Annotated in this window: 26 protein-coding genes; 8 read left to right on the forward strand and 18 right to left on the reverse strand. The window is 60.3% G+C overall.

Going from position 1 to position 23,577, the window contains the following annotated elements; translation table 11 throughout:
- Positions 1-701: 701 nt before the first annotated feature.
- Both mutH and AB5Y94_RS07000 read left to right on the forward strand, forming a co-directional pair.
- Positions 702-1,376, forward strand: coding sequence for a DNA mismatch repair endonuclease MutH (gene mutH, locus AB5Y94_RS06995; protein ID WP_368205257.1), 675 nt, complete (start codon positions 702-704; stop codon positions 1,374-1,376).
- An 81-nt stretch (positions 1,377-1,457) separates the two neighbouring features.
- Positions 1,458-1,787: an isoamylase early set domain-containing protein gene (locus tag AB5Y94_RS07000; RefSeq protein ID WP_005308703.1), complete on the forward strand. Its 330-nt coding sequence runs from the start codon at positions 1,458-1,460 to the stop codon at positions 1,785-1,787.
- A 103-nt stretch (positions 1,788-1,890) separates the two neighbouring features.
- Here AB5Y94_RS07000 and rplS read toward each other — a convergent pair whose 3' ends face one another.
- The 5 genes from rplS to ffh form a co-directional block, all read right to left on the reverse strand.
- Positions 1,891-2,238 (reverse strand): 50S ribosomal protein L19, encoded by a 348-nt coding sequence (gene rplS / locus AB5Y94_RS07005; RefSeq protein ID WP_005308701.1) that lies wholly within the window; start codon positions 2,236-2,238, stop codon positions 1,891-1,893.
- Positions 2,239-2,270: 32 nt separating this feature from the next.
- Positions 2,271-3,020, reverse strand: a complete 750-nt coding sequence (gene trmD, locus AB5Y94_RS07010) for a tRNA (guanosine(37)-N1)-methyltransferase TrmD (RefSeq protein ID WP_005308699.1) — start codon at positions 3,018-3,020, stop codon at positions 2,271-2,273.
- A gap of 34 nt (positions 3,021-3,054) precedes the next feature.
- A complete protein-coding gene (gene rimM, locus AB5Y94_RS07015; protein WP_005308697.1) occupies positions 3,055-3,576 on the reverse strand; it encodes a ribosome maturation factor RimM in 522 nt (173 codons plus the stop codon).
- Between the two features lie 24 nt (positions 3,577-3,600).
- Positions 3,601-3,849, reverse strand: a complete 249-nt coding sequence (gene rpsP, locus AB5Y94_RS07020; protein ID WP_005308695.1) for a 30S ribosomal protein S16 — start codon at positions 3,847-3,849, stop codon at positions 3,601-3,603.
- A 182-nt stretch (positions 3,850-4,031) separates the two neighbouring features.
- Positions 4,032-5,408 (reverse strand): signal recognition particle protein, encoded by a 1,377-nt coding sequence (gene ffh, locus AB5Y94_RS07025; protein WP_005308693.1) that lies wholly within the window; start codon positions 5,406-5,408, stop codon positions 4,032-4,034.
- A gap of 221 nt (positions 5,409-5,629) precedes the next feature.
- Between ffh and ccsA the strand changes: the two genes are divergently transcribed.
- Together ccsA and AB5Y94_RS07035 are read left to right on the forward strand one after the other, a co-directional pair.
- Complete coding sequence (gene ccsA, locus AB5Y94_RS07030; protein WP_005308690.1) at positions 5,630-6,421, forward strand: inner membrane protein YpjD; 792 nt, start codon at positions 5,630-5,632, stop codon at positions 6,419-6,421.
- Positions 6,422-6,464: 43 nt separating this feature from the next.
- Entirely contained in the window at positions 6,465-7,745 is a 1,281-nt protein-coding gene (locus tag AB5Y94_RS07035; RefSeq protein WP_005308688.1) for an HlyC/CorC family transporter, read from the forward strand.
- A gap of 54 nt (positions 7,746-7,799) precedes the next feature.
- Here the strand turns inward: AB5Y94_RS07035 and AB5Y94_RS07040 are convergent, their stop codons facing one another.
- Complete coding sequence (locus AB5Y94_RS07040) at positions 7,800-8,267, reverse strand: Rrf2 family transcriptional regulator (RefSeq protein WP_005308686.1); 468 nt, start codon at positions 8,265-8,267, stop codon at positions 7,800-7,802.
- A 110-nt stretch (positions 8,268-8,377) separates the two neighbouring features.
- On the opposite strand from AB5Y94_RS07040, the gene hmpA reads away from it, so the two are divergent.
- Positions 8,378-9,571, forward strand: a complete 1,194-nt coding sequence (hmpA, locus tag AB5Y94_RS07045; protein ID WP_368205258.1) for an NO-inducible flavohemoprotein — start codon at positions 8,378-8,380, stop codon at positions 9,569-9,571.
- A gap of 102 nt (positions 9,572-9,673) precedes the next feature.
- Here hmpA and AB5Y94_RS07050 read toward each other — a convergent pair whose 3' ends face one another.
- The 6 genes from AB5Y94_RS07050 to AB5Y94_RS07075 all read right to left on the reverse strand — a co-directional run bounded on the left by AB5Y94_RS07050 (position 9,674) and on the right by AB5Y94_RS07075 (position 14,714).
- On the reverse strand, positions 9,674-10,267 hold the full coding sequence (locus AB5Y94_RS07050) for a tetratricopeptide repeat protein (protein WP_005308682.1): 594 nt from the start codon (positions 10,265-10,267) through the stop codon (positions 9,674-9,676).
- 467 nt (positions 10,268-10,734) lie between these two features.
- Positions 10,735-11,670 carry a malate dehydrogenase gene (mdh, locus tag AB5Y94_RS07055; protein ID WP_017780273.1) on the reverse strand — a complete coding sequence of 312 codons (936 nt, stop codon included), beginning with the start codon at positions 11,668-11,670 and terminating at the stop codon, positions 10,735-10,737.
- 221 nt (positions 11,671-11,891) lie between these two features.
- A complete protein-coding gene (gene artM / locus AB5Y94_RS07060) occupies positions 11,892-12,554 on the reverse strand; it encodes an arginine ABC transporter permease ArtM (protein ID WP_010635150.1) in 663 nt (220 codons plus the stop codon).
- Positions 12,555-12,556: 2 nt separating this feature from the next.
- Positions 12,557-13,207: an arginine ABC transporter permease ArtQ gene (artQ, locus tag AB5Y94_RS07065; protein ID WP_017765288.1), complete on the reverse strand. Its 651-nt coding sequence runs from the start codon at positions 13,205-13,207 to the stop codon at positions 12,557-12,559.
- 3 nt (positions 13,208-13,210) lie between these two features.
- Positions 13,211-13,948 (reverse strand): transporter substrate-binding domain-containing protein, encoded by a 738-nt coding sequence (locus AB5Y94_RS07070; protein ID WP_005308673.1) that lies wholly within the window; start codon positions 13,946-13,948, stop codon positions 13,211-13,213.
- Between the two features lie 25 nt (positions 13,949-13,973).
- Positions 13,974-14,714, reverse strand: coding sequence for an ATP-binding cassette domain-containing protein (locus AB5Y94_RS07075; protein ID WP_005308671.1), 741 nt, complete (start codon positions 14,712-14,714; stop codon positions 13,974-13,976).
- A 201-nt stretch (positions 14,715-14,915) separates the two neighbouring features.
- Between AB5Y94_RS07075 and argR the strand changes: the two genes are divergently transcribed.
- Positions 14,916-15,386 (forward strand): transcriptional regulator ArgR, encoded by a 471-nt coding sequence (gene argR / locus AB5Y94_RS07080; protein ID WP_005308670.1) that lies wholly within the window; start codon positions 14,916-14,918, stop codon positions 15,384-15,386.
- A gap of 86 nt (positions 15,387-15,472) precedes the next feature.
- Here the strand turns inward: argR and AB5Y94_RS07085 are convergent, their stop codons facing one another.
- From AB5Y94_RS07085 to glnK, 5 genes are all read right to left on the reverse strand, one after another.
- A complete protein-coding gene (locus tag AB5Y94_RS07085; protein ID WP_368205259.1) occupies positions 15,473-16,378 on the reverse strand; it encodes a Dyp-type peroxidase in 906 nt (301 codons plus the stop codon).
- A 103-nt stretch (positions 16,379-16,481) separates the two neighbouring features.
- Positions 16,482-17,516: an ABC transporter ATP-binding protein gene (locus AB5Y94_RS07090; protein WP_368205260.1), complete on the reverse strand. Its 1,035-nt coding sequence runs from the start codon at positions 17,514-17,516 to the stop codon at positions 16,482-16,484.
- 82 nt (positions 17,517-17,598) lie between these two features.
- The gene (locus AB5Y94_RS07095) at positions 17,599-19,224 is read right to left on the reverse strand and encodes an ABC transporter permease (RefSeq protein ID WP_368205261.1); all 1,626 of its coding nucleotides are present in this window, start codon (positions 19,222-19,224) and stop codon (positions 17,599-17,601) included.
- 39 nt (positions 19,225-19,263) lie between these two features.
- Positions 19,264-20,271, reverse strand: a complete 1,008-nt coding sequence (locus AB5Y94_RS07100) for a Fe(3+) ABC transporter substrate-binding protein (RefSeq protein WP_368205262.1) — start codon at positions 20,269-20,271, stop codon at positions 19,264-19,266.
- A gap of 206 nt (positions 20,272-20,477) precedes the next feature.
- On the reverse strand, positions 20,478-20,816 hold the full coding sequence (gene glnK / locus AB5Y94_RS07105) for a P-II family nitrogen regulator (protein ID WP_005308655.1): 339 nt from the start codon (positions 20,814-20,816) through the stop codon (positions 20,478-20,480).
- A gap of 201 nt (positions 20,817-21,017) precedes the next feature.
- On the opposite strand from glnK, the gene arfB reads away from it, so the two are divergent.
- On the forward strand, positions 21,018-21,434 hold the full coding sequence (gene arfB, locus AB5Y94_RS07110; protein WP_005308653.1) for an alternative ribosome rescue aminoacyl-tRNA hydrolase ArfB: 417 nt from the start codon (positions 21,018-21,020) through the stop codon (positions 21,432-21,434).
- Positions 21,435-21,457: 23 nt separating this feature from the next.
- Positions 21,458-21,952: a methylated-DNA--[protein]-cysteine S-methyltransferase gene (locus tag AB5Y94_RS07115; RefSeq protein WP_211027999.1), complete on the forward strand. Its 495-nt coding sequence runs from the start codon at positions 21,458-21,460 to the stop codon at positions 21,950-21,952.
- A gap of 334 nt (positions 21,953-22,286) precedes the next feature.
- Here the strand turns inward: AB5Y94_RS07115 and AB5Y94_RS07120 are convergent, their stop codons facing one another.
- Entirely contained in the window at positions 22,287-23,483 is a 1,197-nt protein-coding gene (locus AB5Y94_RS07120; protein ID WP_005308649.1) for a NupC/NupG family nucleoside CNT transporter, read from the reverse strand.
- Positions 23,484-23,577 lie beyond the last annotated feature (94 nt).

A 23,577-nucleotide genomic window follows, 5' to 3' on the forward strand; every position in this document is an offset into this window, starting at 1 on the left:
GGATTGTTCCACATTCACCTCGTGGCAGCAAACAAGGACTGCAATCCCCCATTCATGAATAACTTTCGATTTCAAGCAAACTTATAAACAAATTAAAGGATCAGATCCTGCAAGTTGCCCACCCAGACTGTGCATAAGCCTGTGAGCAAGCGGGTATATACAGTAGTTTTATTTATCTGCTCCAAACTGCCCCACAGCATACAGGATGCAATATAAAACAAAATATGTATTTAAATACATGGTGTTAAACAAAGAATGCTGGATCAAGATCCATGTCTTTTACCGCCGGCGATCCGGGATCCGGATTGTGAACAAGTTCGACTGTTCAAAGATCCACCACGGCTATTTTATCCACAGGAGTGGCACACTATCTGCCCCGATATCGCCGCAAAAATCGGTGCCGTTTCACATTTTTTTGTAACAACAGGGTGACTATTCCTACTTTTAAGCAGTTATCCAAGATTTCTGTGGATAACTGTGTGAAACAGCGCGAGCAAACCCTTGGACAACTATTTCAAGGCAGGATCCAGCGTTACGCCCATCGATAAATTGGAGACAAATTCCTTTTAAATCATTAAGATAAACATTTACACACAAAACACCCCCCCCTGTGCATACCCCTGCCAGGATCGGTTATAAAAACAGCGATCCTCAGGGAGGATCAGAGTTGCTAGAATAATCCCTCTTTGCAGGAGTCACTCATGCCCGCCAATCCCCGCTCAGAACAGGAACTGCTGGCCCGCGCCTACGCCATGGCCGGCTTCACCCTGGCCCAGCTGGCCGCCGACGCCAACATCGCCGTGCCGGCGGATCTGCGTCGGGACAAGGGCTGGGTCGGTCAGCTGCTCGAGTGGCAGCTGGGAGCGAGCGCCGGCAGCAAGCCGGAGCAGGACTTCCCGGATCTCGGCATCGAGCTCAAGACGATCCCCATCGATCCTCAGGGCAAGCCGCTGGAAACCACCTTCGTCTGCGTGGCACCGCTGATCGGTGTCAGCGGCCAGCGCTGGGAGGAGTCCAACGTGCGCAACAAGCTCTCCCGCGTGCTCTGGATCCCGGTGGAGGGCAGCCGAGAGATCCCCATCGGCGAGCGCCGGATCGGCATGCCGCTGCTGTGGAGTCCGAATGAAGAGGAGGAGATGCTGCTGCGCCAGGACTGGGAAGAGCTGATGGACATGATAGTGCTGGGAGAGGTGGAGCAGATCAGCGCCCGCCACGGCCAGGTGCTGCAACTGCGCCCCAAGGCGGCCAACAACAAGGCGCTGACCCGGGCCATCGGCCGCAACGGCCAGCCGATCCTGACCCTGCCCCGCGGCTTTTACCTCAAGATAGGTTTCACCCACGGCCTGCTGCAGCGCCACTTTGCCCTGCCCGCTTGATCTCTGTTATCAACATCCTTGTCATAAAGTGATATAAAAATAGACAGTCGCTATTTTTCGCAATCAGGACAAGGAGGCGTCATGCCGATCAACAAGCAATTTCTCAAGTCTCGCCCCGAGGTCAAGGTGACCTTTGCCGTGGAAAGAGAGGCCGCGGGGGAAGCCGAGCAGGTGTTGTTGCTGGGAGAGTTCAGCCAGTGGCAACCCATCGAGCTCAAGCGGATGAAGAGCGGTGAGTTCAAGACCACCCTCAACCTGCCGACCGATGGCCCCAGCCATTTCGAATACTGCTATCAGCTGGTTCAGCCGAACGGGGAGACCCGCTACGACAACGACTGGGCGGCGGATGACTACGTACCCGGCCCCTTCGGGCGAGACAACTCTGTGGTGCGGGTCAGCCAGCCAGGTTGAGCCGGCACACCCGAAAGTGGATACAAAAAAGGCTCGCCATTGGCGAGCCTTTTCACTACCTGTCGAGCATTTCGCCGACATATCGACACCAATTCGAATCGAATTAGTTGAGCTTCTCTTTGATACGAGCAGCTTTACCGGACAGGTTGCGCAGGTAGTACAGTTTGGCGCGGCGAACATCACCACGACGCTTCAGTTCTACACTGTGGATCAGCGGAGAGTGAGTCTGGAATACACGCTCAACACCTTCGCCGTTGGAGATCTTGCGAACGGTGAAAGCAGAGTGCAGACCGCGGTTACGCTTGGCAATCACGATGCCTTCGAAAGCCTGCAGACGCTCTTTACCACCTTCTTTAACACGAACTTGAACACGTACGGTGTCGCCCTGGGCAAAAGCCGGGATGTCGGTACGCATTTGCTCTTGTTCAAGCTGCTGAATAATCTTGCTCATTGTCTTTCCTTACCTAGGATAAACTGAAAACTCTACTTAACGCTGTCACGCACTTCGCGGACATACTCGGCAAGAAGTGATTCTTGCTCGTCAGTCAGAGCTAGGTTGTTAATAAGTTCCGGCCTTCTTTGCCAGGTTCGTCCGAGCGACTGCTTGAGACGCCAGCGTCGAATCACTTCGTGATTGCCGCTTGTCAGCGCCTCGGGCACCGCCAGCCCATCCAACACCTCCGGCCGAGTATAGTGGGGATGATCCAGCAGACCGTCCGTGAAGGAGTCCTGCTCGGCACTGGCCTGATCGCCCAAAACCCCTGGGACCAGACGCGAAACCGCATCGATCAGGGTCATGGCAGGCAACTCGCCACCACTTAACACGTAATCCCCGATAGACCACTCTTCGTCGACTTCGGTTTGTATCACGCGTTCATCGATACCTTCGTATCGACCGGCTACCAGAATCAGTTTCTGATTCGTCGCCAACTCGGTTACGCCCGCTTGAGTCAGCTTGCGCCCCTGAGGAGAGAGATAGATGACTTTCGCCCCGTCTCCCGCCGCTTGCTTGGCTGCATGAATCGCGTCACGCAGCGGCTGAACCATCATTAGCATGCCGGGCCCACCACCATAAGGACGATCATCGACCGTACGGTGTTTGTCGTGGGTAAAGTCCCGGGGGTTCCAGCACTCAATCTGCAGCAGGCCACTCTTGACGGCCCGACCCGTTACCCCGTGCTCGGTAATGGCTCGGAACATTTCAGGGAAGAGGCTAATCACCCCAATCCACATAAGAAACCTCCGGCACTCGTGTTACCGCGGGAAACTAGAAACCAGGATCCCAATCAACTTCGATTGTTCGAGCAGTCAGATCAATATTCTTGATCACCTGCTCTTCCAGGAACGGAATCAACCGCTCCTTTGCACCAAAGGCATCTTTTACATTGGCCTCAACCACCAACACATCGTTGGAGCCGGTTTCCATCAATTCGGTCACCTTGCCCATGTCGTATCCCTTGGTGGTCACTACCGAGCAACCAATCAGGTCACGCCAGTAGAACTCGCCCTCAGGCAACGCAGGCAACAGATCGGCGGCTACGCCAATCTCGACATTGGTCAATGCCAGGGCATCCTCGCGCACGTCGATACCATCGAGTTTGCAGATCAGACCCTTGTTGTGACGCTTCCAGGATGAAACCTGAATTTCACGCCACACCCCGTTCTGATTGATCAGCCAGGGGTTGTAATCGAAAATCGCTTCGGCAACATCGGTGAAGGAGTTCACTTTAAGCCAGCCCTTGATGCCGTAAACGGTACCCAGGGTGCCCAGAACTACAGGTTTTTCCACCTTAACTCCTTACCGTTTGGCTGATTAAGCAGCTTTGGCAGCGTCTTTGATCAGCTTGGCAACGCGGTCAGAAACAGCGGCACCAGTAGCAACCCAATGCTCGATACGAGCCAGGTCCAGGTTCAGCTTTTCAGCGTTACCAGAAGCAACCGGGTTGAAGAAACCAACGCGCTCGATGAAACGACCGTCGCGGGCGTTACGGCTGTCAGCAACTACTACCTGGTAGAACGGACGCTTTTTCGCGCCACCACGTTGTAAACGAATGGTTACCATATCGTCCTCATTAACATCTAATGAACAAGGCCCGCAAACACGCGGACCCTAGCTTAAAATAAGCCGCATAATTCTACTTGGATTCGTAATAATTGCAACCAAGCCAGCCATTTTTTGCGCAGAGCCGCAATGAAAAGGGTCTGCCAATGGCAGACCCTCACTCGCTACGTCAGCCCGAATAATCAGAACGGACCGCGGCCGCCACCGAAGCCGGGAGGCAGCATGTTCTTCATCTGGCTCATCATCTTGCGCATGCCACCCTTGCCGGACATCTTCTTCATCATCCGCTGCATCTCGGTGAACTGCTTGAGCAGCTTGTTGACGTCCTGCACCTGCATGCCGGAACCCGCGGCGATACGGCGCTTGCGGGAGCCCTTGATGAGGTCGGGATGGGCACGCTCCTTGGGTGTCATGGAGCTGATGATGGCCTCCATCCGCACGGTGAGCTTGTCATCCATCTGATCCTTGACGTTGTCCGGCAGGCCGGACATGCCGGGCAGCTTGTCGAGCATCCCCATCATGCCGCCCATGTTGCGCATCTGGGCCAGTTGCTCGCGGAAGTCTTCCAGATCGAAGCCCTTGCCACTCTTGACCTTGCTGGCCAGCTTGGCAGCCTTCTCTTTATCGACGGTGCGCTCCACCTCCTCGATGAGAGAGAGCACATCGCCCATGCCGAGGATGCGAGAGGCGAGACGATCCGGGTGGAAAGGCTCAAGCGCGTCAGTCTTCTCGCCCATACCGATGAACTTGACCGGCTTGCCGGTGATATGGCGCACCGACAGCGCGGCACCGCCGCGGGCATCGCCGTCCGCCTTGGTGAGGATCACGCCGGTGAGCGGCAGCGCCTCGTTGAACGCCTTGGCCGTATTGGCGGCATCCTGACCGGTCATGGCATCCACCACGAACAGGGTCTCCACCGGCTTGATGGTGGCGTGAAGGTGTTTGATCTCCTCCATCATCTCGCCATCGACGTGCAGACGACCGGCGGTATCGACGATCACCACGTCATAGAACTTCTTGCGCGCCTGATCGATGGCCGCGTTGGCGATGTCCACCGGCTTCTGGCTGGCATCGCTCGGGAAGAAATCGACGCCGATGTCGCCGGCCAGGGTCTCCAGCTGCTTGATGGCCGCCGGGCGGTAGACGTCCGCACTGACCACCAGCACCTTCTTCTTGTTGCGCTCCTTGAGCAGCTTGGCCAGCTTGCCGACCGTAGTGGTCTTACCGGCACCCTGCAGACCCGCCATCAGGATGATGGCCGGCGGCTGGGCCGCCAGATTGAGCTGCTCGTTGGCCTCCCCCATAACGGAGACCAGTTCGCCGTGCACAATCTTGATGAAGGCCTGGCCCGGGCTCAGGGACTTGGCCACTTCCTGGCCCACCGCCCGCTCCTTGACACGAGCGACGAAGTCACGCACCACCGGCAGGGCGACGTCCGCCTCGAGCAGCGCCATGCGAACTTCGCGCAAGGTATCCTTGATGTTCTCTTCGGTCAGGCGGCCACGGCCGCTGACGTTGCGCAGGGTGCGCGAGAGTCGTTCAGTCAAATTCTCAAACATGACGCATTCCGGTTCTTGGCGTAACAAATGGGAGGCATTATACCTCACTCGCACGATGAGGACGATTATTCGCCGCACTCGGCTGCGGCCAGCCCTGTGCGGCTGACCCAACATGCTGCCTATATATGGGCAGATCGGCGGCAGCACAACTGGCGAGCACATCTTGTGCAAGGTATACTGCCCTTCCTATTCCCAATCGCTTGCTCGACAACGACCCGGTTATGATCGTGATCTCTGTTCTGGCCCTGGCGTTCTATCTGCTGGCCATCATCGCCTCTCTGCACCTGCTGCTCAGTGCCAAACCAGTGGGACAAGCCCCCCTGTTTGCCTGCATCGGACTGGCCCTGATCGCCCATGGCGCCGCCCTCTCCGGCGAGGTGCTGGTGACCCACTCAGGGCAGAATCTGAGCATGCTCAACGTGGCCTCGCTGGTCAGCCTCATCATCAGCTGCTTCATGACCTGCGTCACCCGCCGCTTCAACGGCTGGATCCTGCTGCCGGTGGTCTACAGCTTCTCGGCCCTGTTGCTGGCCGCCAGCGCCCTCATTCCCGGTCGCTACATCACCCACCTGGAGGCCCATCCCCAGCTGCTGCTGCATATCGGTCTTGCGCTGATGGCCTACTCGGTATTGATGATCGCCTGCCTGTTTGCGCTGCAACTTGCCTGTCTGGACCGGCAACTGAAGACGCGCAAGATCAGCCAGCTGCCGGCCATGCCGCCCCTGATGACGGTCGAGAAGCGGCTGTTCCAGCTCATCTCGGCCGGCGTCCTGTTGCTGACCCTCTCCATTGCCTCCGGCCTCTTCTTCCTCGAAGACATGTTCGCCCAGGGCAAATCCCACAAGGCCATCCTCTCGATCCTGGCCTGGTGCGTCTACGTGCTGCTGCTGTGGGGCCACCATACCCGTGGCTGGCGTGGTCGCAAGGTGATCACCCTGAGCCTGATCGGCAGCTTCATTCTGACCCTGGCCTACTTCGGCAGCCGCTTCGTCAAAGAAGTGCTGCTGAGCTGAACGCCCACTACTTCTTCATCACCCAGTCCCACAGGAGCCCTTCTTGGACAGTATCTCAACGAGTACATTGCTGATTGTTCTCGTTATCTTGATCCTCATGTCTGCCTTCTTCTCAAGTTCTGAAACCGGCATGATGTCGCTCAACCGCTACAAGCTGCGGCATCTGGCCCAGACCAAGCACAAGGCTGCCCGTCGGGTGGAGAAACTGCTCTCCCGACCAGACCGCCTGCTGGGGCTGATCCTGATCGGCAACAACCTGGTCAACATCCTGGCGTCAGCTATCGCCACCATCGTCTGTATTCGTCTGTTCGGGGATCTGGGGGTGGCCATCGCCACCTTCGGCCTGACCCTGATCGTGCTGGTGTTTGGCGAAGTGACTCCCAAGACCCTGGCGGCCATGTTCCCGGAGAAAGTCGCCTATCCCGCCTCCTGGGTGCTCAAGGGGTTGATGGTGCCGCTTGCCCCCTTCGTCTGGATGATCAATGGCATCACCAGCGGCCTGCTCAAACTGCTGAAGATCAATCCGAATAAGGATGACTCCCTCAATACCGAAGAACTGCGCACCATCGTCAACGAGGCGGGCAGTCTGATCCCCCAGCGCCATCAGGAGATGCTGCTCAGCATCCTGGATCTGGACAAGATGACGGTGGAGCACATCATGGTGCCGCGCAGCGAGATCTACGCCATCGACATCAACGATGACTGGAAGACCATACTGCGCCAGCTGGCCCACTGCGCCCACACCAAGATCCTGCTCTATCGCGACAACATCGACGACGTGGTCGGCTTTCTGCACGCCCGCGACGCGCTGCGGCTGATGGCCAAGGATCAGTTCAACAAGTCGAGCCTGCTGCGGGAAGTGGACGAGATTTACTTCATTCCGGAAGGGACGCCCCTCAACGTGCAACTGGCCAAGTTCCAGCGCAACAAGGAGCGGATTGGTCTCATCGTCGACGAGTATGGCGACATTCAGGGGTTGATCACCCTGGACGACATCCTGGAAGAGATAGTGGGCGACTTCACCACCTCCATGACCCCGGCTCCCAGCGACGAGATCCATCCCCAGCCGGATGGCTCCTTCCTGGTGGAGGGCTCGGCCAGCATCCGCGAGCTCAACAAGGAGATGAACTGGCAACTGCCCATCGACGGACCCCGTACCCTCAACGGTGTCATCCTCGAATATCTGGAGGAGATCCCCCAACCCAACATCAGCCTGCGGCTGGCCGGCTACCCCATCGAGATCCTGGAAGTGGAGAACAACATGGTGAAGATGGCGCGGATCATGCCGGCGTTGTACCGAAACGAGTCGGGACTGGAAGATTGAAAAAAGGCTGCCGATGGCAGCCTTTTTCTATTGCGTCATTGGCCGGCGATCGGCTCACTCATCTTCGTCGCCAGGCTCCAGCACCAGGGTCGGGATCAACTCGCCGAAGACCTGTTGCAGCTCGTCGCGATTGGCCAGCAGATCCTGCAGCGTGTAGCTGTCCATCACCGCCAGAAACGCATTCATCGCCTCTTTCAGGGCACTCTTCAGCAGGCAGACAGAGACGATGTGGCAGGCCGGCGAGTTGCAGTCGATGCCGTCCAGGTTCCCTTCCAGCGCCCGGATCACCTGACCGATGTTGATGCTCTCCGGCGCGCAGGCCATGCGAATGCCGCCATTCTTGCCGCGCTGGGACTGCAGGTAACCCAGTTTCACCAGCTGGTTCACCACCTTCACCATGTGGTTGCGGGAGACGTCATACAAGGCGGAGACCTTGGCCACGCTAGACAATTCGCCCTCCGGCAGGGTCGCCAGATAGAGCAGGGCTCTCAATCCAAAATCGGTATAGCTAGTTAGTCTCATAGTGCCTGTGTCGCATCACGCGGAAATTGATTATTGATTCAGATCAAATAAACATCTAGGATGCAGCTTATTAAGTGACATTCTAGATGTTCAATTAGCAAGGAACCCCTATGTTAGACCAAGCCACCATCGCCGTCATCAAAAGCACCATCCCTTTGCTCGAATCAGCGGGCCCCGCGCTCACCCAGCATTTCTACCAGCGCATGTTCAGCCATAATCCGGAGCTGAAGGACATTTTCAACCTGGCGCACCAGCGCAGCGGCGGTCAGCCGTTGGCGCTGTTCAATGCGGTGGCGGCCTACGCCAAGAACATCGACAACCTGGGGGCACTGGCCGGTGCCGTGGAACGCATCGCCCACAAACACACGGGTTTCCTGATCCAGCCAGAACAATATCACATTGTAGGTAGTCATCTCTTGGCCACGCTCAAAGAATTGGGTGGAAGTGCGGTCACCGACGAGGTTCTGGATGCCTGGGGCAAGGCTTACGGCGTGCTCGCCAGCATCTTCATCGGCCGCGAGAGCGAGATTTATCAGGAGAAGGCGAACGAGATCGGTGGCTGGCAAGGCCCCCGCCCCTTCCTGATCAAGGAGAAGCGGGTCGAGAGCGAGCTCATCACCTCCTTCCTGCTGGCGCCAGTGGATGGCAAGCCGGTGCTGGACTTCAAGCCGGGTCAGTATCTCAGTATCAAGCTGGTCCATCCCGAGCTCGAGTATCAGGAGATCCGCCAGTACTCCCTCTCCGATGCCCCCAACGGCCAACACTACCGCATCAGCGTAAAACGCGAGCCGCAGGGCCAGGTCTCCAACCTGCTGCACGATCATCTGCAGGAGGGCGATCAAGTGGAGCTGATGCCGCCCACCGGCGATTTCTACCTGAAAGCCGATAACCGTACCCCGGTGGTACTGCTCTCGGCCGGTGTGGGTGTCACGCCGATGATGAGCATGCTCAACCAGCTGCTGGCGAGCAGCCATCAGGCCGACATCACCTGGCTGCACGCCTGCGAACAGGGCACAGTGCATGCCTTCAGGGAGGATATTCAGCAAAAATCCCGCCAAAACGCCAACCTGCTGAGCCGGGTCTGGTATCGGGAGCCACAGGCCAGTGACGTGCAAGGCAAAGATTACGACTTTGCCGGCACCATGGATCTGAGTGCCGTGCAGGAGCGCATCACGCCGCAGGCCCGCTACTACTTTTGTGGCCCTCTTGGCTTCATGCAGGCGGTCAAGCAGCAGCTGATCGCGGCGGGTATTCCGGCCGGCCAGCTGCACTACGAAGTTTTTGGTCCCCACCAAGATCTGTAAGGCGGGCGGATCCCTATAACTTGATGAGGGGCCAGCCTGTCACGGCACGGCGGCTGGCCCCTCCCGACCCACGGATGCAGATCCGTGGGTCATTTTTTGGGATCAGTGCATCGCCTTGGCACGGGCGATGGCGTTGGCCGGCATCCGGTTGCCCAGCCGGCTCAACAGACCGGTCGCCTTCTGGTGCAGCGCCTTGTCGCCGATCACCGTGCTGTGCAGCCAATGGTAGGCCTCTTCATAGTCGAGTGGGCTGCCCATCCCCTGCAACAGCATCTCCACCCACTCGATCTGCGCCCGCTGGAAGCCCAGGCTGGCGGCCTCCCGCATCAGGGTCTCGGCCTTGAGCAGGTCCTTTTGCACCAGGGTGCCCTTCCAGTAGTAGCGACCCAGCTGCTCCAGCGCCGGCGCCAGCCCCTGGTTGGCCGCATCCCACATGAATTTCACCCCCAGCTCCGCATTGGGCTTGATGCAGACACCCCAGGCCAGCATGTCCCCCCACAGAAACTGATAAGAGGGGATCTTCATCACCTCGGCCCGCACCTCGATATCCTGGGTGAGCTGGCACCTGTCCTGCTTGACCTGCTGCAGGTGGCGGCCCTGCTCAATCCAGTTGAGCAGCTCGTCCTGGCGATAGAGCGGCACCGCCTGCAGCGCGCCGCTGTCCACGGTCAGGCCGCTGGCCGGGGTGCTGGTCATGGGACGATTGTTCGGCGAACGGTCGCCCTCTGCAGCGACAGGCGCGGGAATGGGGGCTGCCGCTGGCGCAGCGGCGGGTGTTGTACTCGTTGCCGCAACCGGTGCAGAGGGGTTGGCGGATGGCGTTGCCGTAGTTTGCACGGCAGCCGGTGCGGGAGCCGCAGCAGAGGACGGGGCAGCCGCAGAGGGCTGAGCGGCAACCTCCGGCTGCGCCGGCGCACTGGTCGCCGGCGTGGCCCCGCTCGTCGCGGCGGCGGCAGAGGTGGAAGGCTCGGCCCCCTGCGCTTGGCCCGTCAGCAATGGGGGCGTCAGCAAACAGAGCAGGCCGACAAGGGTAATGGGTTTCATCATAAGGATCTCCTGCAGCACCCTGTTATCGGCAGCCGGCGGCATCCCCTTAGTCCGGCACCGCCTGCCCATAACGACAAAGGGGAGCCGAAGCTCCCCTTGCTGTCCATCCGGACGCCTTACTTGACGAAGTCGACACCCAGCTGGATATCGGCTTTCAGGGTGGCCAGCATGCCATCCATCGCCTCTTGTTCGAAGGCGCTCAGCTTGCCGTAGTCCAGCACGGTTTCGACGCCGTTCTTGCCAAGCAGGATGGGCTGCGCGAAGAAGGTGGCGTGCTTGCCGTCGCCTTCCACGTAGGCGCACTCGATGACGTTGGCTTCACCCTGCAGACCCTTGATGAGCGACAGACCGAAACGGCAGGCCGCCTGGCCCATGGAGAGAGTGGCGGAACCGCCACCGGCCTTGGCTTCCACCACTTCGGTACCGGCGTTCTGGATACGCTTGGTCATGGCGGCCACTTCGTCAGCGGTGAAGGAAGCCCCTTCAATCTGGGAGAGCAGCGGCAGAATGGTCACGCCACTGTGGCCACCGATCACGTTGACGCGCACCTTGTCGACGTTCAGACCCTTGGCGTCGGCCACGAAGGTCTCGGCACGGATCACGTCCAGGGTGGTGACGCCGAACAGGCGACGCTTGTCATAGACACCGGCCTTCTTCAGCACTTCGGCAGCGATGGCGACCGTGGTGTTGACCGGGTTGGTGATGATGCCGATCAGCGCTTTCGGGCAGGAGGCGGCGCACTTTTCCACCAGATTCTTGACGATGCCGGCGTTGATGTTGAACAGGTCGGAACGATCCATGCCGGGCTTGCGAGCCACGCCGGCGGAGATCAGTACGACATCGGCGCCGACCAGAGCCGGGCTCGGATCTTCACCGCAGAAACCTTTTACTTTCACGTCAGTCGGGATATGGCTCAGATCGACCGCCACGCCCGGGGTCACCGGAGCGATGTCATACAGGCTCAATTCGGAACCAGCAGGCAGACGGTTTTTCAACAGCAGAGCGAGGGCTTGGCCGATGCCACCGGCGGCACCCAGAACGGCAACTTTCATGATCAACTCCATGTTTAAGCGTAGGTTTAAGGTTGTTTCTTGTTGTGCGCCCAACCTTAAAGGATCCCCCCCTAAAAAACAATCTGATAACAGTTGTAATCACAGGTTCTGTGAGCCAATAAACAGGCGGCGAATAAAAATGGGGGAAAATGCAAAAAATTGGAGGGGAAGCACAGATTTCCTGCACTTCCCCTCACCATTAATAGGTAGATCTGCCGACTTCAGCCCTGGAAGGCCAACGCCCTGCGTTCACACCAACGAAAACCAATTGTTAACAATCCGTTCATGGTCAGGTAGAGGGCACCGGCCACGGTGAACACCGCCAGGGTGTCATAGGTCTGGGCATTGAGGCGCTGGGCCAGCCCCATCACATCCATGATGGTGATGGTACTGGCGAGCGAACTCCCCTTGAGCACCAGGATCACCTCGTTGGAGTAGGCGGGTACCAGTCGCCGGGCGGCGTGACGCACCTTCATCCACAGGGTCTGGCTGGCGGAGAAGCCGAGCGCGCGGCAGGCCTCTACCTCACCGGCCGGGATGGCATCGAGCGCCCCCTTGAACAGCCGGGTGGAGTAGGCGGCGGTATTGAAGCCGAGCGCCAGCACGGCGCAGAACCAGGGCTGCTTGAGCAGCGGCCAGAGCGGCCCCTCTTTGAGCCAGGCAAACTGGCCCGGCCCGTAGTAGATGAGGAAGATCTGGATCAGCAGCGGCGTGCCGGTGAAGATCAGCACCCACAGCTGCACCAGCTGGGTCGCCACCGGGATGCGGCGCTCCAGCACCCAGGTCATGGCCGCCGCCATCAGCACGCCCAGCAGCAGACTGCCGGCGGTCAGTTGCAGGGTAATCGCCAGGCCACCCAGCAGGGTCATCAGGTAATCCTGCATGATCAGCCTCCGTAACGGCGGGTGTAACGGGCAGCCTGCTTCAAGCCGAACTCACTCACCAGACTGATGGCCAGGTAGATGAGGGCCGCTGCGGCATACCAGGTGAAGGGTTGATAGGTACTGGCCGAGGCCATCTGGGCCTGGCGCATCATCTCGTTCACCCCGATAAGCGACACCAGTGCGGTGTCTTTGAGCAGCACCAACCACTGGTTGCCGAGTCCCGGCAGGGCGTGACGCCAGGCCTGGGGCAGCACGATGCGAAAGAAGATGTGACGCTTGCCAAGGCCGAGCGCCAGCGCCGCCAGCCGCTGCCCGGCAGGCACCGCATTGAGGGCGGCCCGCAGGGTCTGGGTGGCGTAGCTGGCGAACAGCAGGGAGAGCGCCAGCACGCCGCAGGCGAACGGGCTGAACTCCACGTACTCGCCGGTGATGAGGAACAGCACCTGGGTCGAGCCGAAGTAGATGAACAGCACCACCAGCAACTCGGGCAACCCACGAATAAGCGTGGTGAGGGTGGCCACCGGCCACACCAGCCACCGCTGCTTGCTCAATTCGGCGGCGCTGAACGCCAGCGCCAGCACCATGCCCCCGACCAGGGATGCCAGGGCCAGCCCGAGGGTCATCCAGGCTGCATCCAACAACAGGCTCAACATGGCTTAGTGCGCGAAATATTTGTCGTAGATCTTCTGATAGGTGCCGTTGGCCTTGATGTCGGCCAGCCCCTTGTTCAGCTGGGTCAGCAGTTCCTGATTGCCCTTGGCCACCGCGATGCCAAAACCGGTACCAAAGTACTTGGCGTCAGTCACCGGCGTGCCGATCACGGCATACTCCTTGTGCTGCTTGAGCCAATCGGCGGCGACTGCGGTATCGGCAAACACGCCGTCGGTGCGACCGTTCATCATGTCGAGGAAGGCACTCTGGTAGCTGGCGTAGGGCACGGTCAGCAGCCCCTTGCTCACCCAGTTGTCCACCAGATAGGACTGGTGGGAGCTGCCGTTCTGCACGCCGACAGTCTTGTCCACCAGATCTTCCGGCCCCTTGAAGGCGTCCTTCTTGGTCACGAACACGGCGGAATTCTGGTAATAGATGTCAGAGAAGTCGACCTGGGCGGCCCGCTCCGGGGTCACGTCCATGGCGGCGATGGCGGCATCGTAGCGACGGAATTTCAGGCTGGGGATCAGGCTGTCAAAAGCCTGGTTGTGGAAGCTGCACTCCAGCTTGGCCTGTTCACAGATGGCGCGGGCCAGGTCGATGTCAAACCCCTGGAATTCGTTCTTGTCGTCCAGGTATTCGAACGGTGCGTAGGTGGCCTCGGTGGCGAACTTGATCTCTTTCGCCAGCACCTGGGTGCTCAGCAGGCCCATGGCCGCGATCAGCAACAGACTCTTTTTCATGACAGCTTCCTTATCGATTTGAATATCAATGCATCAAGAATTCGGCAAACCGGCTGGTTTGCGGGGCTTGGAAAATGGCGGCGGAGCCCGCTTCGATGATCCGCCCCTTCTCCAGATAGATCACCTGGCTGGCCACCTTGCGAGCGAACTCCACCTCGTGGGTCACCACCACCTGGGTAATGCCGGTCTGGCCAAGATTGCGGATGATCTCCGCCACTTCCTTGGTGATCTCGGGGTCGAGGGCTGCCGTCGGCTCGTCAAACAGCAGCACCTGGGGATCCATCATCAGGGTGCGGGCGATGGCCACCCGCTGCTGCTGACCACCGGACAGCCGCGCCGGCCAGGCGTCGCGCTTGTCGGCCAGCTGCAGTTGGGCCAGCAGATAGCCCCCCTTCTCCATGGCCGCCGCCTTGCTCATGCCGAGCAGCTTGACGGGCGCCTCGATGAGGTTCTCCATCACGGTGAGATGGGGCCACAGATTGTACTGCTGGAACACCATGCCCACCTTGCGGCGCAGCGCCTGGGTCTGGCGGTTGAACTCGGCGGTGGAGAGGCTGGAGGGGAAAGAAAATTCACTTTCACCGATGCGCAGAACACCGGCATCCGGGGTGTCCAGCAGGTTCATCATGCGCAGCAGAGAGCTCTTGCCGGCACCGCTCGGACCCAGCAGCACCAGGGTTTCACCGGGCGCGGTCCGAAAGCTGACCTGTTGCAGTACCGGCACCTTGTGCCAGGATTTTTCGATACCGATTAATTCAATACCCATACAGCCCAATTGAATAAGTTTTCAAAATTTCGTCCTGATTCTAACGCTGGCATGGGTGGATGCAAGCTATATTTGAATCAATATGCAGAACAAGCGCCGCTTCCTTGCAAAAATAGGCATATGAATGCAAAATGGGCACGCTGTTCATATCTGCCGCCTGAGCGTGACAGGCAGCCAAACCTCCTCATTCGTGAGTCCAAGATGAAGCATAACGACAAGCAAGAAAAACTGGCCAAGGCCTTTAAAGCCTTGCTGAAAGAAGAACGATTTGGCTCCCAGGCAGAGATAGTGACTGCCCTGCAAGAGATGGGCTTCGAAAACATCAACCAGTCCAAGGTATCGCGCATGCTGAGCCGCTTCGGCGCCGTTCGCACCCGCAATGCCAAGATGGAGATGGTCTACTGCCTGCCGGTGGAACTGGGCGTGCCCACCACCTCCAGCCCGCTCAAGAATCTGGTGCTGGATGTCGACCACAACGGCGCCCTGGTGGTGATCCATACCAGCCCGGGTGCGGCCCAGCTGATCGCCCGCCTGCTCGACTCCCTCGGCAAGGCCGAAGGGATCCTCGGCACCATCGCCGGTGACGACACCATCTTCATCACCCCGACCAGCGACACCGACATCGAGGAGCTCTATCTCTCCGCCCTCGAGCTGTTCGAACAGACGCCGTAAGGGCGGCTACCGCCCTGCGGCGGTTGCTCCAGAACGCAAAATCCCGGCCAAGGCCGGGATTTTTGTTATCTGCGGGTGGGCGAGCCTTATTTGCCCTGCCCTACCAGAAAATCTTCTGAAGGGGCGAAGAAGGCCGCGCCGGTCACCGCACTGGTGAAGCGCAGCAGGTGATCGAAGTGACTGCCCTCCCCCTTGTACATGCTGGCCAGCATGGCGTTGAAGTGCAGCGGGGTACGACAGCAGGAGATGAAGTAGAGCCCCTGCTCGGTCATGGAGCCCCAGGGCATGCTCTGGCGCAGGATCTCCATGGACTCCCCCTTCGGGGTCTTGAGGTTGACCCGCTTGATGTGGGCGGTCAGCGGCTTGTCGGCCGACTCGTACTCGATATTGTCGACCTTGGTGCGACCTATGATGTCTTCCTGCTCTTTTTGCGCCAGCTTCTCCCAGTCGCTCATGGCATGGACCCAGCGCTGCACGTGGATGTAGGAGCCGCCGGCAAACTCGCCATCGGCCAGCAGCGCCACTTCGGCGCGGTGCTCATCCTGCGGGTTCTCGGTGCCATCGACAAAACCGGTCAGATCGCGGCAGTCGAGGTTGCGAAAACCGCGCACCTCTTCCGCCAGTTCTACCAACCCGGCTAGCAAGGCCATCACGCGCTGACCGGCGTGATGCAGCACATCCACCCGATCGGCGCGCAACTGCACGAACAGATCAAACGGGGTGTTGGGGGCCTCCTGACCGTTGGCGGATTGCGCCATAAAGCTGCGGAACTGGGGCGGACGGGCGGCAGGATAGAGGCCATCCCAGGCATCGGCGCCGACGGCCACCAGACCGCTGAAGCCGGCAGCGGGAAAATCGGTGGCCACCGCCTCCCACAGGGCGGGCAATCTGGCCAGACGGGCCACCAGCTCGGCGGCGTCACCGGTGCGGTTGAACATCAGATAGAGGGCGTGCAGATTGGGCTCTGCGCAGATCCCGGCTTGGGCTTTCATATATCTCTCCCCTGAACAGACATTGGCGATATGGGCAATTGGCGTTGCGCGATTATAAACCAGCGCGGTTCCAGTTCATTGATTTCACAACGATATCACGCGTTCAGGGTAAAGGGTCAAACAACACCAGAGCGTGAGGGGTCACCCTGACCCGCGCCCGCGCGCCCTCCAGCGGCTCGCCAATGCTCGCCTCCAGCCGCAGCTCGCCACTCTCGAACAGCACCCGGCAGTGGTGGCCTAAGAACTGCTGCTCCACCACCTTGAGCTCGCCATCCGCGGCTCTCTCCAGCAGCAGCTGCTGGGGCCTGAGCATCAGTTGCAGCAGCTCACCCGCTTCCCGGCCGTGAGGTTCGCTGCCGCAGATGACCCCGAGCGCCGTGCGCACGCAGTGGCTGTCCACCACCTCGGCCGCCAGGTAGTTGACCCCGCCGAGAAACTCCGCCACGAAGCGGTTCTGGGGGCGGCGATAGAGCTGCTCCGGCTGGCCCACCTGTTCGATGTGGCCCGCGCGAAACAGCGCCAGCCGATCGGCGAAAGCAAAGGCCTCTTCCTTGCTGTGGCTGACGAAGATGGCACCGATCCCCTGCTGCTTGAGCAGGGCGCGGATCTCGAGGATCAACTTCATCCGTACCTGGGTATCGATGTTGGAGAAGGGCTCGTCCAGCAGCATCAATCTCGGCTTGCACACCAGCGCCCGGGCGATGGCCACCCGCTGTTGCTGGCCACCGGATAGCTGGTGCGGATAGCGATCCCCCAGCCCCTGCAGATTGACCAGCGCCAGCGCTTCGTCCACCTGTTGCTGGCGGGCACGGCGATCGAGTCTGGTCAGGCCGAAGCCGACGTTGTCAGCCACCGTCAGATGGGGAAAGAGGGCGTAATCCTGAAAGATCATGCCGATGTTGCGCGCCTCGGGCGGCACGCTGGCACCCGGCCCGTCGAGCAGGGTATCGCCGAGGCGAATCGTGCCCTCCGCCAGCGGCAGCAGGCCGGCGATGGCCTTGAGCAGCGTGGTCTTGCCGCAGCCGCTCGCCCCCAGCAGGCAGACAATCTCGTTGTCGGCCACCGTCAGGGAGAGCTGCTCCAGCACATTGCGGCCGTTGTAACGGCAACTGACATTTTCAACCTGCAAACAGGACAAGGCTGACTTCCTCTCATTTCTGGCGGTGTGCGGCCTTTCGGCTCAGCACACTGCATGCAATTTCATTGGCCGACGTGGCGACTCAGTGCCCCGCCCCATCCAGGTTGCGGTTGACCCAGATCAGCGGCAACAACCCCACCAGCACGATGACGATGGCGCCGAGCGCGCCGCGCTCCAGCATCTCGTCCGACACGAACTGGTAGACGTGGGTCGCCAAGGTATCGAAGTTGAACGGCCGCAGCAGCAGGGCTGCGGGCAGCTCCTTCATGGATTCGATGAACACCAGCATGGCACCGGCAAACAGGCCGCGCCGCACCAGCGGCAGGTGGACCCGCCGCAGCATGGCGCCATCTCCCTGCCCCAGGGAGCGGGCCGCCATGTCGAGGCTGGGGGAGATCTTGCCCATGCTGCTCTCCACCGAGCCGATGGCGATGGCCACGAAGCGCACCAGATAGCCGAACACGATGGCGGTGAGGGTGCCGGTCAGCAGCAACCCAGGCCCCTGACGCCCCAGCCACTCGGCCAGATCGTTGATGGCAAAATCGAGGGCGGTGAGCGGCACCAGCACCCCGATGGCGAGCACGGTACCCGGCATGGCGTAACCCATGGCAGCGATGCGCAGGGGCAACAGGCTCTTGGGCCCGCCATCGAGGCGACGGCAGAAGCCGAGCAGCAGGGCGATGCCCATGGCCAGCAGGGCGGTCAGCGCCGAGATGAGCAGACTATTGCCGGCGAAGCGGACAAACTCCGGCGTCCACGACAATTCGAAGTAGCGCACTCCGTAGTCCAGCAAAATGACGAACGGCAGGCCGAAGCCGGCCAGCACCAGCCCCCAGCACCAGAGCCCGGCCAGCCAGCGCCGCGCGCCCTTGAGCGGGTAGCGCAGCGGCTGTTCGTGGCCCATGGACTTCTGGAACACCTGCTGCCGACTGCGGGAACGACGCTCCAGCGCGATCAGCAGCACCACCGCCAGCAACATCAGACAGGAGAGCTTGGCGGCGGTGGCCAGACTGCCATAGCCAAGCCAGGTATCGTAGACCGCCGTGGTCAGGGTGTTGATGGCAAAGAAGTGGACGGTGGCAAAGTCCGCCAACGTCTCCATCGCCACCAGGGATACCGCCACCATGATGGCGGGGCGTGCCAGCGGCAGGCTGAGGCGGCGAAAGCTCTGCCAGGGGCTGCAACCGAGCAGACGACTGGAGTGAATGAGGCTGACCGACTGCTCCAGAAAGGAGGCGCGGGTCAGCAAATAGACGTAGGGAAACAGTACCAGCGCCAGCACCCAGGCTGCGCCGCCAAGGGAGCGGATGGCCGGAAACCAGTAGTCGGCCGGACTGCTCCAGCCAAACAGCTGCCGCAGCCCCACCTGCAGCGGACCCGAGTAGTCGAGCAGATCCGTGTAGACGTAAGCCACTATGTAGGAGGGCATGGCCATGGGCAGCATCAGCGCCCACTGCAGGGCCCGCCGCCCCGGCACCTGACACATGGCCACCAGCCAGGCGGTCGGCACGCCGAACAGCAGGCTGAGCAGCACAACACCAACCACCAGCCCCAGGGTATTGGTCAGATAGTCGAACAGTACGGTATCGGCGAGGTGGCTAAACAGATCTCCGTCGGCCGAGAAGGCGGAGAAGACCAGGGCAAGCACCGGCAAGGCCAGCAGCAGGGCGCTGGCCCAGCTGCCGGTAATCCATCCAAAATTTTTCATGAGACCACAGAGGTTGATGGGGCCGTTGGCCCCATCTGATTACAAGTCGAATTTCACTTCATCCAGCAGCTGCAAGGCGTCCTTGCGGTGCTTGGCGTAATCGCTGACCGGCAGGGCGTCAGACTTGAAACTGCCCCAGGACTTGACCATGGCGGAAGGCTCGACCCCGGCCTTGACCGGATACTCGGCATTCACGTCCGCATACATGTGCTGGGCGGTGTCGCCGGCCAGAAACTCCATCAGCTTCTGGGCCTCGGCCTTGTTCTTGGCATACTTGGTCATGGCCACGCCGCTCACGTTGACGTGGGCACCGCGATCCCCCTGGTTCGGGAAATTGATGTAGACGGCATCGGCCCAGGATTTCTGCGCCGGATCCTTCAGCATGGCGCCCAGGTAGTAGCTGTTGCCGAGCGACAGGTCACAGATACCATCCTTGATCGCCTTGACCTGATCCCGGTCATTGCCCTGCGGCTTGCGCGCCAGGTTGGCCTTGATCCCTTCCAGCCAGGTTTTTGCATCCGCCATGCCGTGATGAGCGATCATGGAGGAGACCAGCGCCACATTGTACTCATGCTTGCCGCTGCGGGTGCAGATTTTTCCTTTGAATTCAGGCTTGGCCAGATCTTCGTAGCTGATGGTGTCCAGCTTGCCGAGGCGATCCTTGCTGGAATAGATGGCGCGCACCCGGGTGGTCAGAGCGAACCAGCGATTGTCCGGATCGCGATAGATGGCGGGGATGTTCTCCTGCAGGATCTTGCTGTCCACCGGCTGCACCAGCCCCTTGTCCACCAGTTCGGTCAGCCGGCTGATGTCGACAGTCAGCATCAGATCCGCCGGGGAGAGCTTGCCTTCCCGCTCCAGACGCTCGTTCAGACCCTCTTTGGCGAACACCACGTTGACCTTGATGCCAGACTCTTTCTCGAACTGCTGGATGATGGGCTTGATCAGCTCATCCTGGCGGTTGGAGTAGACATTCACTTCCCCTGCGGCAAACGCCGACTGAGCCGCCAACGCAGAGAAAGCCAGTGCCAACATCTTCATTTTCATCATCCATTCCTTGAGTTGCTATATCGAGTGAGAACCATTGCTGTTTGCATTTTGCATTGAGCTCGACAGCGGGATCAAGAAATCCTGACGTTGCGGGATCACATATTTAAACGCCGTTCAAACAAAGGGGCCGGATAGAATCCTATCCAGCCCCACCATGGAGTCAATCAGCGACACCCCATCGATCACCAGCCCCGTCAGGGCCGTCAGAGCGCCTCGTCGTCGTTCTCGCCGGTCCGAATACGCACGGCCTGCAGCAGGTCGTAGACGAAGATCTTGCCGTCACCTATCTTGCCGGTGTAGGCGGCCTTGCAGATCGCCTCGATCACCCCTTCGACGTTGTCATCGGCGGTGGCGATCTCCAGCTTGACCTTGGGCAGGAAGTCGACCTGATACTCGGCTCCCCGGTATAATTCGGTGTGCCCCTTCTGGCGGCCAAACCCTTTGACCTCGGACACGGTCAGACCCTCGACCCCCAGGATGGCGACGGCCTCGCGCACGTCATCCAACTTGAAGGGTTTGATAATCGCAGTAATCAGCTTCATCTGGTTGCTCCCAATCCATGGTATGTCATGAATGGGGAATCAATTCTTGTGCCAAGTCTTTTTATTGTTTAATTTCAAAAAGATAGCATTTACGTCTGGAGCAGGACTCTCCCGACATCACCAAGGGAGCGCAGCTCGCCCCATTATGAGGCACCAAGCTGAACCAGCCTGCGCCGCTGCACCAAACAAGAGCACAGCAGTATGTTAGTCATCTCCAACAGCGTCACCCTGCCCTGGCATGAGCTGCAATTCCAGACCATGCGGGCACAGGGCAACGGCGGCCAGCACGTCAACAAGACCGACTCCGCCGTCTGGTTGCGCTTCGATTACCGCAGCTCCCCCAGCCTCACCCCGCTCTACAAGGAGGGGCTCGACAAGCTGAGCGACAGCCGGGTTCACGACGGCTTCATTCTGATCCGGGTCGAGACCCATCGCAGTCAGGACATGAACCGCAAGGAGGCGATGAACCGCCTAGTGGAGCTGCTGAAAAAAGCCGCCTGGCGTCCCAAGGCCCGCCATGCCACCAAGCCGACCCGCAGCTCCCAGCGCAAGCGGGTCGATGCCAAGAAGCGCAAGGGGGAGATTAAATCGACCCGCGGCAAGCCGGTCGTGGACTAGGCCCGACACCCGAGGATGACAACATGCAATACAGTTTTTGCGACAGCGCCCACGGCCCCCTGCTCATCGCCATTGATAGGGACGGGCTGCGCTACGTGGAGTTCGTGCGAGGCGAGCAACCGGTGACGCCGACCGACCAGTGGCTGCGGGACGACCTGGCGCTCGCCCCTTTCGTCGAGCAGTTCGCTGCCTACTTCGCCGGCCGGCTGCGCCGCTTCGATCTGCCGCTCGCCGCCCGGGGCACCCCTTTTCAGCAATCGGTATGGCGCGCCCTGGGCGACATTCCCTACGGTGAGACCGTCAGCTACCTCGAGATAGCCCAGGCCATCGGCAATCCCAAGGCGGTGCGGGCGGTGGGTGCCGCCAACGGCCGCAACCCGCTCAGCATCATAGTGCCCTGCCACCGGGTGATCGGCCGCAGCGGCGAGCTGACCGGTTATGCCGGCGGCATCCCCATCAAACGCTGGCTGCTGGCACTGGAACAGCAGACCGCCGATGATTTTGTGCTGACCCCCTGAGCCGCGGCCGGCATCCCATTAGCAACCTGGTTGCCGGCGCTGGAACAGCAAACCGCAGACGGCGTCGCGCTCCCCCCCAACCAGCCTCCACTGCGTTTAGCAAAATGAACATAGTATGAAGAATCGCCTCAGAAGGGCTTCAGACAGCCTCAGGCATCATGGCTTCACACTTGGATGGCATGGCTCATCCCTCATTCAAGTGGCACCCATGTGACGCTTCCAATCTGTCTTTTTCCCCCGCGCCTCCCTGAGGCGCTTTTTTTTGCCGGCAGACGGGCGCAAAAAAGCCCGCCGAAGCGGGCTCTGACCGGAAGGTGCTAACTTCTGGGGTCAATCAAAGGGCGAGGAACAGGCCGGCCAGCGAGGCGCTCATCAGGTTCGCCAGCACCCCCGCCAGGATGGCGCGCATGCCGTAACGGGCGATGAAGGATTTGCGCTCGGGCACCATGGCACCCAGGCCGCCGATCAGGATCGCCATGGAGGAGATGTTGGCGAAACCGCACAGGGCGAAGGTGACGATGGCCTTGCTCGACTCGCTCAGGGTCTGGTCCTGCACCAGGGCGATGAAGGCAACGAACTCGTTCACCACTATCTTGGTGCCGATCAGGGCGCCGGCGGCCTGAGCCTGCTCCCAGGGGATGCCTATCAACCAAGAAACGGGAGCGAACAGCCAGCCCAGGATGATCTGGAAGCTCAGCTCCAGCCCCACCAGGTCGCCGGCCCAGCCCAGCAGGCCGTTGAGCATGGCGATCACGCCGACGAAGGCCAGCAGGGTGGCACCCACGGCGACCGCGATGTTGAGACCGGACATGGCACCATCGGCGGCCGCTTCAATCACGTTGGTGGCACGCGGGATCACCACGTCCTGATGATGGTCCTCTTCTTCGGCGGCAGGCGGCACCAGGATCTTGGCCATGGCCAGACCGGCCGGCGCCGACATGAAGGCCGCCGCGATCAGGTATTTCAGCTCGACCCCGATGCTGGCGTAACCCACCAGGGTACCGCCAGCCACGGAGGCGAGGCCGCAGCTCATCACCGCGAAGAACTGGGAGTCGGACATCTTGGAGAGATAGGGTTTGACCACCAGCGGCGCCTCCACCATGCCGACGAAGATGTTGGCGGTGGCGGAGAGGCTCTCGGCGCGGCCGGTGCCCAGCAGCTTCTGCAGGCCGCCGCCAAGCAGGGCGATCACTTTCGGCATCAGGCCGATGTGGTAGAGGATGGCGATCACCGCGGAGAAGAAGATGATGACCGGCAGCACGTTGAAGGCAAAGATGAAGCCCAGCTTGAACTTGGCCAGATCGCCGAACAGGAAGGCGATCCCCTCCTGACCGTAACCGATCACGCTGCTCACGCTCTCGCTCACCCCGTTCAGCACGTGCTGACCGGCGGGCAGCCAGAGCACCAGGCCGGCGAAGAGGATCTGCAGGCAGAGGGCCAGGCCCACTGTTCTCAACGGGATACGACGACGATTATCAGAGCAGAGCGTGGCCAGGGCCAGGATGCTCAGGATGCCGAGCAGGGCAATCATAGGGACTCCATCAGGTGGGGCAAAAGATGGGCGCGGATTCTGCTCTCCCAGCCTCGCCACTGCAAGTCCAGTTGGTTACAGCCCTGTTAGCAAA

It is taken from the genome of Aeromonas sp. s5, from assembly GCF_040907865.1.
GTDB classification, from domain to species: Bacteria; Pseudomonadota; Gammaproteobacteria; order Enterobacterales; family Aeromonadaceae; genus Aeromonas; species Aeromonas dhakensis.